The organism is Fervidobacterium gondwanense DSM 13020 (genome assembly GCF_900143265.1).
Classification (GTDB): domain Bacteria; phylum Thermotogota; class Thermotogae; order Thermotogales; family Fervidobacteriaceae; genus Fervidobacterium; species Fervidobacterium gondwanense.
The window spans coordinates 82651-98069 of sequence record NZ_FRDJ01000007.1; the positions used below are offsets into that span (position 1 = coordinate 82651).

General features: G+C 38.9%; 16 protein-coding genes. 11 read left to right on the forward strand and 5 right to left on the reverse strand.

The genetic code is table 11. From position 1 onward, the window contains the following. Positions 1–49: 49 nt before the first annotated feature. From BUA11_RS07045 to BUA11_RS07055, 3 genes are read right to left on the reverse strand one after another with little or no spacing between them, the layout of a single operon-like run. On the reverse strand, positions 50–1234 hold the full coding sequence (locus BUA11_RS07045; RefSeq protein WP_245789612.1) for an MFS transporter: 1185 nt from the start codon (positions 1232–1234) through the stop codon (positions 50–52). A 24-nt stretch (positions 1235–1258) separates the two neighbouring features. After that, complete coding sequence (locus BUA11_RS07050; RefSeq protein WP_072759849.1) at positions 1259–1837, reverse strand: TetR/AcrR family transcriptional regulator; 579 nt, start codon at positions 1835–1837, stop codon at positions 1259–1261. Positions 1838–1880: 43 nt separating this feature from the next. Further along, positions 1881–3329 carry a radical SAM/SPASM domain-containing protein gene (locus BUA11_RS07055; RefSeq protein WP_072759852.1) on the reverse strand — a complete coding sequence of 483 codons (1449 nt, stop codon included), beginning with the start codon at positions 3327–3329 and terminating at the stop codon, positions 1881–1883. A 190-nt stretch (positions 3330–3519) separates the two neighbouring features. Between BUA11_RS07055 and BUA11_RS07060 the strand changes: the two genes are divergently transcribed. The 10 genes from BUA11_RS07060 (at position 3520) to BUA11_RS07105 (ending at position 13121) form a co-directional block, all read left to right on the forward strand. Next, positions 3520–3789, forward strand: a complete 270-nt coding sequence (locus tag BUA11_RS07060) for a type II toxin-antitoxin system Phd/YefM family antitoxin (RefSeq protein ID WP_072759854.1) — start codon at positions 3520–3522, stop codon at positions 3787–3789. Between the two features lie 2 nt (positions 3790–3791). Beyond that, on the forward strand, positions 3792–4901 hold the full coding sequence (locus BUA11_RS07065) for an ABC transporter ATP-binding protein (protein WP_072759856.1): 1110 nt from the start codon (positions 3792–3794) through the stop codon (positions 4899–4901). 127 nt (positions 4902–5028) lie between these two features. After that, a complete protein-coding gene (locus BUA11_RS07070) occupies positions 5029–5706 on the forward strand; it encodes a 16S rRNA (uracil(1498)-N(3))-methyltransferase (RefSeq protein WP_072759858.1) in 678 nt (225 codons plus the stop codon). A 456-nt stretch (positions 5707–6162) separates the two neighbouring features. Beyond that, positions 6163–7311, forward strand: coding sequence for an ROK family transcriptional regulator (locus tag BUA11_RS07075; protein ID WP_072759861.1), 1149 nt, complete (start codon positions 6163–6165; stop codon positions 7309–7311). Positions 7312–7345: 34 nt separating this feature from the next. Beyond that, complete coding sequence (locus BUA11_RS07080; RefSeq protein ID WP_072759864.1) at positions 7346–9160, forward strand: ABC transporter substrate-binding protein; 1815 nt, start codon at positions 7346–7348, stop codon at positions 9158–9160. Between the two features lie 95 nt (positions 9161–9255). Then, positions 9256–10272 carry an ABC transporter permease gene (locus tag BUA11_RS07085; RefSeq protein ID WP_072759866.1) on the forward strand — a complete coding sequence of 339 codons (1017 nt, stop codon included), beginning with the start codon at positions 9256–9258 and terminating at the stop codon, positions 10270–10272. 2 nt (positions 10273–10274) lie between these two features. After that, positions 10275–11117 carry an ABC transporter permease gene (locus BUA11_RS07090; RefSeq protein ID WP_072759868.1) on the forward strand — a complete coding sequence of 281 codons (843 nt, stop codon included), beginning with the start codon at positions 10275–10277 and terminating at the stop codon, positions 11115–11117. 2 nt (positions 11118–11119) lie between these two features. After that, positions 11120–12112 carry an ABC transporter ATP-binding protein gene (locus BUA11_RS07095; RefSeq protein ID WP_072759870.1) on the forward strand — a complete coding sequence of 331 codons (993 nt, stop codon included), beginning with the start codon at positions 11120–11122 and terminating at the stop codon, positions 12110–12112. Next, positions 12109–12915 (forward strand): ABC transporter ATP-binding protein, encoded by an 807-nt coding sequence (locus tag BUA11_RS07100; RefSeq protein WP_072759872.1) that lies wholly within the window; start codon positions 12109–12111, stop codon positions 12913–12915. The genes BUA11_RS07095 and BUA11_RS07100 overlap by 4 nt, the downstream gene beginning before the upstream one ends. 2 nt (positions 12916–12917) lie before the next feature. Then, entirely contained in the window at positions 12918–13121 is a 204-nt protein-coding gene (locus BUA11_RS07105) for a TM0026 family membrane protein (protein WP_072759874.1), read from the forward strand. Between the two features lie 66 nt (positions 13122–13187). On the opposite strand, the gene BUA11_RS07110 is transcribed toward BUA11_RS07105, so the two are convergent. Together BUA11_RS07110 and BUA11_RS07115 are read right to left on the reverse strand one after the other, a co-directional pair. Then, positions 13188–14588: a B12-binding domain-containing radical SAM protein gene (locus tag BUA11_RS07110; protein WP_072759876.1), complete on the reverse strand. Its 1401-nt coding sequence runs from the start codon at positions 14586–14588 to the stop codon at positions 13188–13190. 21 nt (positions 14589–14609) lie between these two features. Continuing rightward, entirely contained in the window at positions 14610–15008 is a 399-nt protein-coding gene (locus BUA11_RS07115) for a thioesterase family protein (RefSeq protein WP_072759878.1), read from the reverse strand. Between the two features lie 144 nt (positions 15009–15152). Here BUA11_RS07115 and BUA11_RS10565 point away from each other — a divergent pair, with 144 nt between their 5' ends. Then, positions 15153–15332, forward strand: coding sequence for an IS1/IS1595 family N-terminal zinc-binding domain-containing protein (locus BUA11_RS10565; protein WP_425432312.1), 180 nt, complete (start codon positions 15153–15155; stop codon positions 15330–15332). Positions 15333–15419: the final 87 nt, after the last annotated feature.

Here is a 15419-nt window from a genome sequence, read left to right on the forward strand (position 1 = left end):
ATAATAAAGGGGTGCATAACGCACCCCTTGTTCTTTCAATTTAATCTTGCTATTTTTTAATTTTGCTTATATAGAAGATTACAACTACCGCAGAAACTTGCGTTGCAACAGACAAAGCTATCAAATACCTAATGTCAAGCGAGTACATTAATCCTAAGAATGCACTACCAACAAACCAAGCAATGCCGAATATCGCGTTGAAGAAACCGTATGCTGTACCGCGCACTTCTTTGCTAACTAACTTTGCAATCGTAGCTTTCATTATGGATTCCTGCGCTCCCATTCCAATGCCCCAAAGAGCTGCACCGATAAACACGTTTGCCGAGGTTTGCGAAAACGCAAATATAGAATAAAACGCCGCGATAAATGTCGATAATGCCAATATATTTATACCGAACTTATCAAACAGTCTGCCGAATATGAGTGCTGCAAACGCATCAATTATCATCGCAATCATATAGGCTGTTGGTATCAGAGCTGGGGACAATATACCAAACTTCTGAACATGATAACCAATCAGGGCAAAGTCGGCAAAGCCAAAAGCGATAAGTGATATTGCGATTAAATACGCATAGAACGCCTTGTCAAATTTAATTTGACTGCTTTTGGAAGAAACCGATTCCTTTTCCATTTTCTCAGGCTCTGGAACCAGAACTCTTGCTATGAATATAATACCGATTGTTATTAACGCAGGAAACGCGAGAAATGAGAATGCTTTTCTGTAAGAGTCAATAGTTCCAAGTTTTATATTTTGTGCTATCGTTATACTCATTATCAATGGACCAATAGTAGCTCCAATTTGGTCAAGAAATTCCTCTAAAGCAAAGGTAGTTCCGTATCCGAGCTGACTGCCAGCAAATGAGGTTATTGTATCTTTTGCCGGCTTTCTTAAAGCCTTTCCAATACGTTCTAACACGATGAGTAGTGCCGCTAAAGTCCAGTGTTTTGTAAGTGCAAGCGTGGGTATTACAAGTAAGTTGACAGAGTAACCTAATATCGCAAAAAACCAATATTTCCTCGTTTTGTCAACAAGCTTTCCTGTTAGGTATCTCAGCGTGTATCCCAACAGCTCACCAAGACCAGCCACGGCACTAACTACTACTGCTGATGCACCAAGCAATCCAAGGTAAGGTCCTACAAGGCTCCTTGCTCCTTCGTAAGTGATGTCGCTGAATAAACTCACAAGCCCCATTAAGAGTACAAAATAAAAAGCCTTCTTTTTTGAAGAGTTCACTGTTCATGCACCTCTTGAGAAAATTTATTGATGTGCTGACTGTTCCGGCTTCTCCTTTAAAATAACTCTTACCAAAAACTCTTCTACACTTTTTAACAAACTTTTTCTTGGAATTGAATCAACAGTCGAAATTATTTCAGTTGCTGTTGACGGGTCAATGTTATTTAAAACCCCTTCGTTTTTACCCCTTTCGAAAATCTTTTCAAGCCTACTCAACAGACTGATATATCTCTTATGTGCGTTTGCAAAATTGCTCTCATTTTCAAGTACGTGCATTCGCTCTCGAGCAATCAATTTACTAAGCTGCTGCTTGTTAAGGGCAAACTCAACGTATTTCTTTATTAGTTTCTTAATAACTTTCAGAATGCTACCTTCATTTTCTGCTTCGGAAAATAGTTCTGTCTCTAACTCGTCAATAACACTTACCCAAACTTCCTCGAAAAGAACATCCTTACTTGGAAAGTAATAATAAATAAGGGACTTGCGCACGCCCGAGGCTTGCGCAATGTCCTCCATACTTACTCCGTCGTAACCTTTTTCTGAAAATAATTTCCTTGCAGCAGAAAGTATCTTCTCCCGCGTTTCGCTTGACTTGTTAGCCAATTTGAGCGCCCCCAAATGCTTGCTATGCCATCATATCTTATAATCACAGGGACAGTTTTTTGTCAACTTTAAGTGCCTCTTCTTTGTTCATGTATCGCTTCATTCTTGTTTCGTAATTATAAATTCCGCGGTTTACTGGATACCTTTCAACGTAACCATATTCATACCATAATTTGTCTGCGTATTCTTTCCACTCTGCTGCCAACTTGTCAAGTTCTGGCGCTAATTCAGTAATTGTCTTTTCAGAACCTTCGTGCTGCGGTATTGCATTGAAGTTCTTAACCATTGCTCTAAACACCTTTGGGTTGTCGATAATTGGGCATGGTCTGAATAGGTTATTCGAGAATGGAATCGCTCTCTTGTATGATTCGAAGAACGGAGATTTGAATATTTCTAGCAGTGATTTCTCTCTTATGCTATCAACAGCAAATTGCTGGAAAACACATGGTTCAACGTAACCTTTTGCGTTGACATGGAAATACTTTGCTCCGGCAGACAGACAACCATGAGTTAAGAAGCCGTGATTCCAAAAGTCCGCAACGAATGCAAACCTACCGCTCAGCCTCATCTGCTCTGTCTTAAAGAACCTTTCGTATCTCTGCTTTGGAGTTGGGACAAGATCCATTACTGGGTCTTGTCCAACTGGCATGAACTGGTAAATCCAGACGTAACTTACGCCGTTTTCTTCCAGGAAGTTCCAGAATTCATCTTTCATGATTATATCGTGGTTGACACGCGTTGCTGTAACACTTGCACCGAAAGGTATACCGTACCTTCTCAATCTTTCCCAAGTGTTCTGTATTGCCTTGAAGACACCGTGTCCTCTCCTCCAGTCCGTTTCTGACTCGAATCCTTCGACGGAGATTGAAATCGTTGCGTTTCCAAGCTCAGACAGTTTCTTGGCCTTTTCTTCATTGATAAGGATACCGTTTGAGTAAATCATGAAGTAGTGTTCATTGAATTCTTCTAAAATTTCCATTAGATGTGGCCAGTAGAAAGGCTCACCACCGGTGATTACCCAGAAATAAATACCGAGCTCTTCGCCTTGCTTAAGAATGTTCCTAACCTCGTCTTTCGTTAGTTCGTACTTTCTACCGTAGAGACCAGCGTAACATCCTATACAGTTCAAGTTGCAAGCATAAGTTGGACTTATAACACCGAGTTTCGGAAGAACGACTTTTTCTTCGTGCATTATCTTTTGCCTCGTTGGTTCACCGATTGCAAATTCGTTGATTATAAGGTTGTTGATTATCTTTTCAACGGATTTTGGAGAGGACTTTTGGAATATCTCGATCCACTTTTTAATCATTGGATGTCCTTCTTGTGCCATAAGGCCGAGCTTTTTAAGCCCGCTCTTTGCCGGTTCCTTGCTCAGTGCCGAAACTGTGAAAAGGAGTTTCGCAAACGTTTGCGTATCAGCCTTTCTCATCACAGATGAAATCATCTTACCAGCTTGATGATAAACCAAACCCTTTAATCCACCAACTGCCATAATCTTATCCCTCCTTGAGTATCTTTATATCTTTGGAAATTTATTGACCGTTCAGTCAAATTTCTATCATAATTTTACTCCTCTTCCTCCTCAGCGATATTTCTTATTGGTAACATTTATGTAACTTTTTACTACCTGCAACCATACTTGTCTTTTTTTGACTATAATTATAGTCAGGAGGTAAACAGATATGAGAACTAAGCAAGAATTTCTCTCGTTGGCTGAGGCTAAGGCAAAGTTTTCGAAAGTTGTTGATGATTCCTTGAATTTTGATATTATTGTTACGAAGAATGGCAAACCCACATCGGTTGTAATCTCTTTTGATAAATACAAAAAGATCATGGAATTTATGGAAAGGGTGTGGGATTTGTATTTGTTGGATTTAGGTGATCCTTCGCTTTTCAAAGATTTAAAATTGGAGGAAATTTTTGAATCTGAAACTGATGAGGAGGGTGAGTAAGTATGGCACAGGTTTTGCTCGAACACGTATGGAAGATTTACGAAGGTAAGGTTGAAGCTGTAAAAGATGCAAACTTCACGGTTGAGGACAAAGAATTCGTGGTTCTGCTTGGACCATCAGGCTGTGGTAAAACAACAACACTCAGAATGATAGCTGGTCTTGAAGAAATAACTAAGGGTACTATAAAGATTGATAATCGCATAGTCAATGATGTTGAACCGAAAGATAGAGATATCGCTTTCGTTTTCCAGAACTATGCGTTGTATCCACATATGACTGTTTACGAAAACATGGCATTTGGTTTGAAGCTCAGAAAAGTACCAAAAGATGAGATCGAAAAACGTGTAAGAGAAGCAGCGAGAATTTTGGAAATTGAACACCTTCTTGATAGAAAGCCAAGACAACTTTCAGGTGGTCAAAGGCAAAGAGTTGCTGTCGGTAGGGCAATTGTTAGAAACCCAAAGGTATTCTTGTTTGATGAACCACTATCCAACCTTGACGCTAAGCTTCGTGTGCAGATGAGGGCTGAACTCAAGAAATTGCACATGAGGCTTGAGGCAACAATTGTTTACGTTACACACGACCAGGTCGAAGCTATGACAATGGCTGACAAAATTGTAATCATGAAAGACGGTGTTATCCAACAGATAGGAAGTCCGTATGAAGTTTACAACAGACCAGCTAACATTTTTGTTGCCGGTTTTATTGGAAGTCCTTCTATGAACTTCCTCAATGGAAAGATCATAAGAGGGGAAGGTGGGCTCTGGGTTAAAACAAGTGGTCTAAAACTGAAAGTACCTGCAGAATATGAAGACAAGTTAGCAAATTATATTGACAAAGATATAGTCTTCGGAATCAGGCCTGAAAACATATACGATAAGATGTTTGCAATCGCTCCGAAACCTGAAAACACGGCGGAAGTTACTGTCGATGTTGTTGAACCGCTTGGCAGTGAAACATTACTTCACGTAGTGGCCGGCGATGATAGACTTGTAGCAAGAGTTAATGCAAAGAGCCAAGCTAAGGAAGGACAAAAAATTGATCTCGTCTTCGACATGACAACTATGAACATATTCGATAAGGACACTGAGAAGGAGCTTCTCCACTGGTAATTTCGAATTATTTCGTCCTGCCTTTAAAATTGTTGACTTTTTAGAACATATATAAATCACTACCGCCCTTGTACCTGCCTTTAAATTACGAAGTTGTGCAAGGGCGGTATTTTTGGGGGAGTGTAAATTGCCAAATCTATTCTATTGTATGCCAAAGGAAGATGTTGTTCATTTCGATGAGCACGAGGTAACACACATGAAAGTCACTCGTGTTAAAGAGGGGGAAGTTATTGAGGCAACTGACGGTAATGGTGGTAAGTATAAAGTTGTAGTGAAAAAAATAGACAGAAATTCGGCTTATGGAACAGTTATCAGCTATGATTTTGTTCCAAATACGGAAGGAAGACTTGTCTTATTTGCACCATCTGGACGTTGGGAACGACTCAGATGGACCATTGAAAAGGCTGTAGAACTCGGGGTAGACGAGATATACGTCTTTAACAATGATCGTGCATCAAGGCATTACGATGATAAAATTGAAAAGCTGGAACTGATTGTAAGAGAGGCTTCTAAACAATGCGTGAGATATCATTTTCCAGTAATTAAACCTGTCGAATTTCTTGATATTTTCTCCTTAGCACCGGAGAGTACGTATATTTTAGATTTCAAAGGTAGAAAGATCCCGAAAAGGATTTCAAAGAACATTGGATTAATTGCAGGACCTGAAGGAGGATTCTCCCAAAAAGAGCTTTCAATATTGAAAAAAAAGTTTAAAAGCATATGTCTTGGAAAAAAGATCCTAAGATTTGAAACGGCTATCATTCTTGCTACGGGAATATTCAGTATGAAGTTAGGGAAAGTATAGGAAGTATGGCAAGGCAACGACAAAATATATGATAATTATAACAATCTGGCACAGCTTAGCTGTGCCTTTTTGTTTATTTTCTGAACTTTTCTCAATTCGCTGAAGTGTACAGCATTAAATTCGGACCACACAAGCCCTATAGTATATATTAGAACACAGAAGAGAAATTCGTCATTCATCATAATTCCAATAAAAAGATGAGTTTTCCATCTTTTTCTACATAAGAGTGAAAAATGCATCTTCCTAATTTGTATGCTTTGAAAATTGAAACAAGTTTCATTAAACATTTGAATAACAATAGAATATTTCTTTCTCACTTAGAATAATAAATAATTCTCTTGTAAGTCATTATTGCTTCAAATATATTCAGTATCATAGTGTTTCTTTTATCCGCCTTTGTCTTATATAATATAAGTGATTTTTTCTGAGAAAGAATTAATTCTGTAGGGGGAGCATATGGTAAACAAGAAGCTTAATCCCGTATCTATGAAAAGAAAGAACAAAAAGATGGTAATGAGGTACCTAATGGAGAAAGGGCATGCCACGAGGAGCGAAATAGCTCATAAAACTGGACTTGCTTTAAGTGCAATCTGGAGATTAATGGGTGAGCTTGAATCCGAGAACCTTATTGAGGTTAAGAATACTTCGTCTGGCAGAGGTAGGAAATCTTTAGTCTATGCCCCTACAACTTCTTTCATAACATCGGTGATATACAACGTGGAAGTCAAGGAAACAATTGTAGCTGTCGGTTTTCTTGATGGGTCTTGGAGAATTGTGGAAAACTTTTTAACACCCGACAATTTTGGAGAGTTTAAGAGAATTGTGCTTGACACGTTTTATAGAATTCAAAAGAATTACAGAATCAATAGCAATATTACGAAAGTTGTTTTCTCTCTACCTGGAATGGTTGACTATAAGAGAAAGCTCCTAATCTGTGCTCCTAATTTAGACTGGAAAGATTTGAATCTTCAAAGGGAATTTAAAGAGATGGGTTTAGAGGTACTTGCCGAGAATGATGCAAACCTTTCTTTGCTTGCCGAATTGTTTTTCTCAAATGATGTCAGAGAATCTAAGGTTGCGTTTTTCCTGTACTTTGGTGAAGGTATAGGCGGCTCTATCGCTGTAAACGGTGATATTGTTAGGGGAAAGAATTCTATAGCAGGCGAAATTGGACATGTGGAGTTGAGTGTTAGCAATACTGAGCTCGAGAAATTACTTTCATTATCAAAAATTTTAGACAGAATAGAAAGTCCTACCTTTCATCGAAACGCATCGCTGAAAGATAAGTTTGAATACATGAAAAAACTGTGGTATGAAGGGTACCCTGGTGTTAAACACGTAGTAGATGATTTTATTCACCAACTGGCTTTAACCGTAAGGAATATGGGTTATCTTTTGAATCCCGATGTCATTGTTTTTGGCGGACTAATAAACGATATATATGAAACGTTTTCATCAGAGATAAATGATCGATTGAATCAAATTATTGGAGCAGATAAGATTTTTGATGTGAACATACGCGATACTGTTTTCAAAGAAGTTCCGCCCTCGCTTGTTGGTGCAAATGTTTTAGTTCTCGAGGATTTTTTGAGGTCTTTTGATTGATGACTACCCAACTTTACTATCAGGAGGTGTGAGTATGAGGAAGTTAGGTACGTTCTTGGTTTTGTTATTTGTTCTCTCTTTAACGTTTGCAGCGGTGTCTTTCCCGCGTGAGGAAACAGTTTACATTGCTGGTGCTCTATGGGGACCAGCAACGACATGGAACCTCTATGCGCCACAGTCAACATGGGGTACTGACCAATTTATGTACATACCGGCTTTTCAGTACGACCTTGGAAGAGATGCTTGGATTCCTCTCATTGCAGAAAAGTACGAATTTGTCAACAGTACAACACTGAGGATCTACATAAGGCCTGAAGCAAAGTGGAGCGATGGAAGGCAGATAACAGCAGATGATTTTGTTTACGCTTTTGAACTTACAAAGAAACTTGGTATTGGACCAGGAGCAGGCTGGGAGAACTACATAGACTCAATAACACGCCTTGGAACAAAAGTTGTTGAATTCAAGGCAAAGACAAAGCCACTGAACTACTTCCAGTTCTTGTCATACGCTCTTGGAGCTCAACCAATGCCAAAGCACGTTTATACGGCTCTCGAAGCAAAGAAGATAAACATACAAGACTGGATAAACGACAAACCATCTGAGCAAGTTGTCTCTGGACCTTACAAGCTCTACTTCTACGCACCTGATATTGTTGTCTATCAGAGGGTTGAAGATTGGTGGGGTAAGGGTATTTTTGGACTGCCAAGGCCAAAATACATTGCACATGTAATTTACAAAGATAATCCAAGTGCAAGTTTGGCTATTGAAAGAGGAGATGTAGACTGGGCTGGATTGTTCATACCAAACATCTGGGAAATGTGGCAAAAGAAGAATCTCCCAATTGGAACATGGTATAAATCGAAACCATACTTCCTACCAGACGGTGTTGGTTTTGTCTACTTAAATAACACAAAACCTGGACTTTCTGATCCAGCAGTTAGAAAGGCTATCGCTTATGCTATACCATATGAAGATATGCTCGAAAAGGCATACTTCGGCTACGGCAGTCAGGCACATCCTTCGTTTGTCATTGATTTGTTCAAACCAAATAGGCAATACATAAACTATGATCTTGCGAAGAAGACTTTTGGAACAAGCGATGGTAGAATTCCATACGATATTGAAAAGGCAAACAAGATACTCGACGAAGCAGGTTACAAATTAGGAAAAGATGGCATAAGGGTAACACCGGATGGCAAGAAGCTTTCTTACACGATATCAGTTCCTTACGGTTGGTCTGATTGGATGATGATGTGTGAAATGATAGCACTCAGCCTGAAAAAGGTAGGTATTGAAGTTAGAACTGAATTCCCAGATTTCTCCGTCTGGGCAGATAGAATGACAAAGGGAACGTTTGATATAATAATCTCTTGGAGCGTTGGACCAAGCTTTGATCACCCATTCAACATTTACAGATTCGCACTTGATAAGAGGCTTTCTGCACCAGTTGGCGAGGTTACATGGGCAGGAGACTGGCAGAGATACGACAACGACGAAGTAGTAAAACTATTGGACAGTGCAGTTTCCTCTCTCGATTCGAACGTCAGGAAGAACGCTTATTTCAGACTGCAAGAAATGATCTATAAAGATATGCCAAGCATACCTGCATTCTACACAGCTCACTGGTACAATTATTTGACAAAGTATTGGAGAAACTGGCCAAGTGAAGATAATCCGTACTGGTTTAGACCAGCACCATGGCATGCAGATGCGCTACCAACACTATTCGGGATCTCCTCTGTTAAGAGTCCTCAACCAGTTCCAAAATGGTTAGGAACAACCGAAGAAGGCGGACTTGGTATTCCAACTTCTAAGGTATTCGACGACCTTAGCAAAGCTAAGAAATAATTGAGAAATACTTACCTGTTTTTACTTTCTGATGCGGTCCCCATTTGAATGGGGACCGCTTACGGAATTACATAAAAAATGCAAGGAGTGGTAGAATGAAGTCGAAAAATATGTTAAGGTTTTTGTTAAGAAGATTTTTATTTTTACTTGTAACTTACATCGTTGCAACAACCATCGTTTTTATCCTTCCTCGAGCAATTCCAGGAAACCCACTTGCCCAGCTTCTTGCCAATCTTTCTCAGGTTGCACAGGCAAACCCTGAAGCAATAAGAGCTGCTGAAAAGACATTAATGGAGCAGTTCGGCGTAGGTAAACCTGTAGTTGTACAGTATTTCGAATTTGTGGGTCGTGCGTTGAAAGGTGACCTCGGAACCTCGATAACGTACTATCCGAGAAAGGTACTTGACTTGATTATTCCAGTAATACCTTGGACCCTTATTTTACTTTTGCCAGCAACTTTAGTTGCTTGGTGGCTTGGAAATATGCTTGGTGCTATAGCAGCATACAGGAGAAATACCTGGGTAGATAGGTGGGTTCTTACATCCTCGATGATAATTTCTCAAATCCCTTATTATTGGCTCGGAATGTTATTTATATTCTTATTCGGTGTAAAATTAGGATGGTTACCAGTGCAGGGTGCTTATTCACAAGGAACGATTCCAAGTTTCAGCTTGAACTTTTTCTTGGATGCTTTGAAACATTATATAATGCCATTTGCGTCGATAGTTATCTCAGCCATGGGAGGCTGGGCAATAGGAATGAGGGTTATGGTCGTAAACGAACTCGGAAGCGATTACGCACTATTCTCTGAATACCTCGGAATGAGCGAGAAAAGAATATTCAAATACGCTTTCAAAAATTCAATCCTACCGCAAATTACTGGACTTGCGTTAAGTTTAGGTGGAGTTTTGGGAGGAGCATTGATTACGGAAATTGTTTTTAACTATCCTGGAACAGGTTATCTCTTGTTTAAAGCACTAACAACTCTTGATTTTCCAATGATACAAGGTGTGTTTATAATACTCATCGCTTCAATATATCTGGCTAACTTCATCATGGACTTTATGTATGCGTTAATAGATCCAAGGATAAGACTTGGTCAGGGGGAATGATTATGCTTGCGACGATGATAAGACCATTATTCAAGAATAAGAAGTTTCTGGTAGGTATATCAATATTCCTCATCTTCCTATTTCTAGGAATTTTTGGTCCCATTTTTTACACAGTTGATCCTATGGAAATGAGTTGGGATAGAGAGCAACCACCGTCTGCTAACCATCCATTGGGTACAGACACATATGGAAGAGATATCTTGGCACAACTCCTACATGGAATTAGATCTTCACTCTATATAGGTTTTCTTGCCGCTATTATTTCGCTGATCATTGGGGCGTTGATAGGAAGTCTGTCTGCTGTAAAAAGAGGGATTGTAGACGATGTATTAACATCCTTAACGAACATTGTCTTAACTACACCGTCGGTACTTATAGCTATTCTTATAGCAAGTTATTTAAACGTAAGAAGTTTGGAGGTCGTCGCTGTCATATTGGGACTCTTCCAATGGCCTTGGTTCGCGAGGGCGATAAGAGCTCAGTTGATGAGTGTTATGTCACGAGAATATGTTTATTTATCAGTTATGGCGGGATATTCCGATCTCAGATTAATAATTGAGGACTTACTACCAACCATTGCTACGTACGCATTTATGTCGTTCGTGCTTTTCATAAACGGTGGAATAATGGGTGAAGCTGGATTGAGTTTAATAGGTCTTGGCCCAACACGCGGAATATCCTTAGGTTTGATGCTACAGTGGGCAGTGTTAATGGAATCGATGAGGAGAGGAATGTGGTGGTGGTTTGTACCACCGGGAATCGTCATTGTCGCTGTCACAGCTTCGTTGATGGTTATCAGCACGACAATGGATGAGGTCTTTAACCCACGTTTAAGGGAGGAATAATCGTGAAAGACGTACTTTTAAAAGTCGAGAATGCTAGGGCTTACTATGTTTTGGAACAAGCAACCGTAAAGGCCGTTGATAGTGTTTCATTTGAGATATACGAAGACGAGGTTGTTGGTATAGTTGGGGAATCAGGTTCTGGTAAGACAACGCTTTCAAACCTTGTTTTCATGAATATGCTAAAACCTTTGAGGTTGATAGACGGAAAAGTTTTCTTGAAAACGGATGGCAAATTTGAAGAAATATCAGCTATGTCACGTGATGAAGTTAAGAGAAGATTCTGGGGAAGCGACATAACCATAATACCTCAGAGTGCGATGAACGCTCTGATGCCAACTATTAGAATGTCAAAATATGTTGAGCACCTCGCACAGTCACATGGAATTGATGAAAAAGAACTTTTGAAGAAAGCCGAGGAAAGGTTTGAACAAGTAGGTCTCAAACCTGAATGGCTAAGAAGATATCCGTTTGAACTTAGTGGAGGAATGAGACAGCGTGCCGTTATAGCGATTGCAACGCTTTTGAACCCGAAGTTGTTAGTTGCTGATGAACCAACTTCCGCACTCGATGTTGTCAATCAAAAAGTTCTCCTACAGGTCTTAATGGATCTCAAGAGAAAAGGTATTGTAAAGAGTATCATGTTCATAACACACGATATAGCAACAATCAGACAGATAGCAGACAGAATGCTCGTTATGTATGCAGGTAAGATAGTTGAGTTCTCGAATATGGAGAAGATGTTAGAGAAGCCATTGCATCCTTACACTAAAGGCCTCTTTGAATCCGTTTTAACACCAGAACCAGAAGTAAGGGAAAGAGGCATTAGCGTAATTCCTGGCGCACCTGCTAACTTGATAAACCCGCCGAGTGGGTGTAGATTTCAACCAAGATGTCCACACGCAATGGAAATATGTAAACAAAAGGAACCAAAATTGATAGAGGTGGAAAAGGATAGACAAGTTGCCTGTTTTCTCTTTCAGGAGGAGAGAGTATGAGTAGACTCGTTGTTGAAAATTTGACTAAAACATTTTCATTAGGTTTTATAGCAAAGCGACATGTTAATGCCGTTAAAAGCGTATCGTTTACAGTCAAGGAAAAAGAGATAGTGTCATTAGTTGGTGAGAGTGGATCAGGAAAGACTACAACAGCAAAAATGTTATTAAGACTTATACAACCAACCTCAGGAAAGATTATGTTCGAAGGAAAAGATATATGGAAAGATTTGAAAACTCAGGAGGATTTTAAGACCTTTAGAAGAAAGGTCCATGCTGTTTTTCAAGATCCATTCGCAAGTTACAACCCGTTTTATCCGGTGGAAAGGCCACTTTGGCAAGCAATAAATCTTTTAGAAAAGAAGCCTTCAAACAAAAAGGAAGCTCTTGAAATAATAAAGGATTCTCTATTTAAAGTTGGTATAGATCCGAAAGATATACTTGGAAAGTATCCTCATCAGGTGTCCGGTGGTCAAAAGCAAAGAATTATGATTGCAAGATGTTGGATTTTGAGACCATTAATGATAGTAGCAGATGAACCAACATCGATGATAGATGCTTCCAGTAGAGGAGGAATAATACAGCTCTTCGAAAAGTTAAGAGACGAGCAAGGAACATCTATCATTTTCATAACCCATGACCTTGGACTTGCTTACTACGTTTCTGACAATATATTTGTTATGAAAGATGGTGAAATAGTAGACAGAGGCCATCCTGATAAAGTCGTTTTGGAACCACAACATGAATATTCGAAACTGCTTGTTGAGAGTATACCAAAACTATACAGAAAATTGGAAGGGCTGTGATTATGTTTACAAAGGGCATCTTAACAATCTTTACATGGGCTTTTATACTTGAAATCATAGTTTTTATATATTATTTGGGAATAAGCCCAAAACCTGTCGAATTTTATATGAATTTAGCTTTGCTGATTTTCACAGTTCTTACGCTTGTTTCTTTGTTCTTGAGAGAAAGAAAAAAGAGAAAGAAAGAACAAGATGAAGATAATTAACTTTTGTACATCGATTAATAAATGCGGAGCGTAAGCTCCGCGTTTTTTGTTTATGGCGATATAAATCTATTCTTCAAACTTCTCCTGAACATATCGTATGCTTTCGTTTCCATTCAAGTGAGATATTTCATACTGAATTTTCATGGACTTATAACTTTCGAAGTTTAGCTTGACACCTTTCGGTACGCTCTTTTTTATATACGCTGTACGTTTTTCGTATTCTTTCTTGTCTATCATTTTTCTATTAGCAAACGGTGTAGAGAGCTTCGGAACCAAAGGATTAATGCTGACACTGACTTCTTTGTACCCCAATTTCAACACTTGGTTCAAGAATTCTATCAGCTCTTTGTAATCTTCCTCAGTTTCCTCCTCCAGACCAATAATATAGTAAAACTTAACGTTTTCAAAGCCTACTTTCCTTCCTATCTCAAGACCTTTGACTATCTGCTCTGTTGATAAGTCCTTTAACATTATGTCCCGCATCTTTTGTGAAATGCCCTCCGGTGCTACTGTGAATGAATGGTGGTCGGTGATTCTAAGGAGTTTTAGAAGTTTTTCATTCACTTTGTCCACCCTCATCGATGAAACAGAGAATCTTATTTCATTGTTTTCTATATAGTCCAGAAGTTCATCAAGGTATGGGTAATCCGTTATAGTTGCGCTTATCAAACCAAATTCGTGATGTTTAAACCTGTCAAGTGTTTCAATAAAATCATCCAACTTCGCAAATTTCACAGGCTTTTTCGTATATCCAGTAACACAAAACGCGCACCTTCTTATACATCCCCTTCCGATTTCTATCAGAAGCTTATTTTTGAAAGGCGAATGCGGGGTTATATAATGTGCCATAGGTATAGGCGATAGATTTCCGATGCAGTTTTCATAATTCGTTTTTCTGTATTTCTTCGAATATATCTGTGGTATCTTCAGAAGATTGTTCTCTATTTCTTCTTTGTTGTCCAAAGATAAAGCTTCGGAAAACTGATTTGAACAACATTCAAGATCACCTATAAACACAAAATCAGCAATGTCTTCCACAATCCTATGATTAAACAGCGTTACTGGACCACCAATTATGATGATGGGATGGTAAGACTCTCTTTGCTGGAAAGACAATGGAATCCCCTTCTTTTTCAACATTCTTGCTATGTTTATCAAATCATTTTCAAATTGGAATGTGAATAACCAGATTTGAAATTCGTCGATAGGAACTTGTTCCTCAAGGGAATAGAATTTACTGAACCAGTCTTCATAAAAAAAACGCTGAACATTTAGGTTGTTTTTCGTTAGGAGGTTCTGTATCCAACTCCAAGCTAAAGATCCACTCGCTATTTTATAACTGTTCGGGAAAATAAGGGCAACCTTCTGAAGGTTGCCCTTTAGCTTAAAAATTTCAGCTTCTGATTTTTGATAATTAAGAACAAAGTTATATTCTTTAAACGATTCAGAGTCTCTCGGTCTGCGCATTAAACTCTGTTCACCTCAGGTTTAGAAATTCTCAACGGCTTTTCTTTTCAAATAGTTCTTGGAAACCACTACGCGTGTCAAAGTTCCCTCGGCGATTTTTTCGGATTCTCTCATTACGACGAATTTAAATAAGACACGATTACCTACTATATCTGTGATGCGAGCTCCAATTATCAAATTTTCTCCAACAACGACAGGTTTGAGGTGACTAATTTCAGCGTCTGTTACAACAGAAGTTTCTTCTTCGTCAATGTAAGCTCCAAGAAATTCGTACGTAACGTGGCTTACCTCTTTCAAGAGTGACGAAGTCGACACGAGATGTAGGTATGATAATTCTTCTTCCTCTTCCCACACCATACTCTCGTTTGTATTGAGTTCAACAGACTTGTTTAATCCTAAAATGTTCGATAAGTCTTTCATACGATCCCCCCTAAATTTAAGAAGATAATGTTAACTAAAAGTATTGAAACTTTCCAAAAACCGCATTATTCTTATAAAGATGGGACACCCCCCAACCTACTCTTGACAAAGGAGGTATCCCGATAGGGATAACTCAATGCTCTCTTGCCAAAACGTTATTCCACCAGCTTTTACAAAAACGGTCATGACAAATACGGTAACCAACAATTCCTTTGCAAACTCTGCCATCATTCCTTCAAACTTTCCCATTCTCACAAACACAAAAACTTCTCTTTCCCTTATCCCAAATGCCCTTCTTGTGGTAGGTCTAAGGTTTTTGGGTAGTCAAGAATTTTTGGAAAACGCACAATGGTAATATCAATCTCATTCTTTCACACTTACACTCTTTCATCACTACAAGTTAACACTATC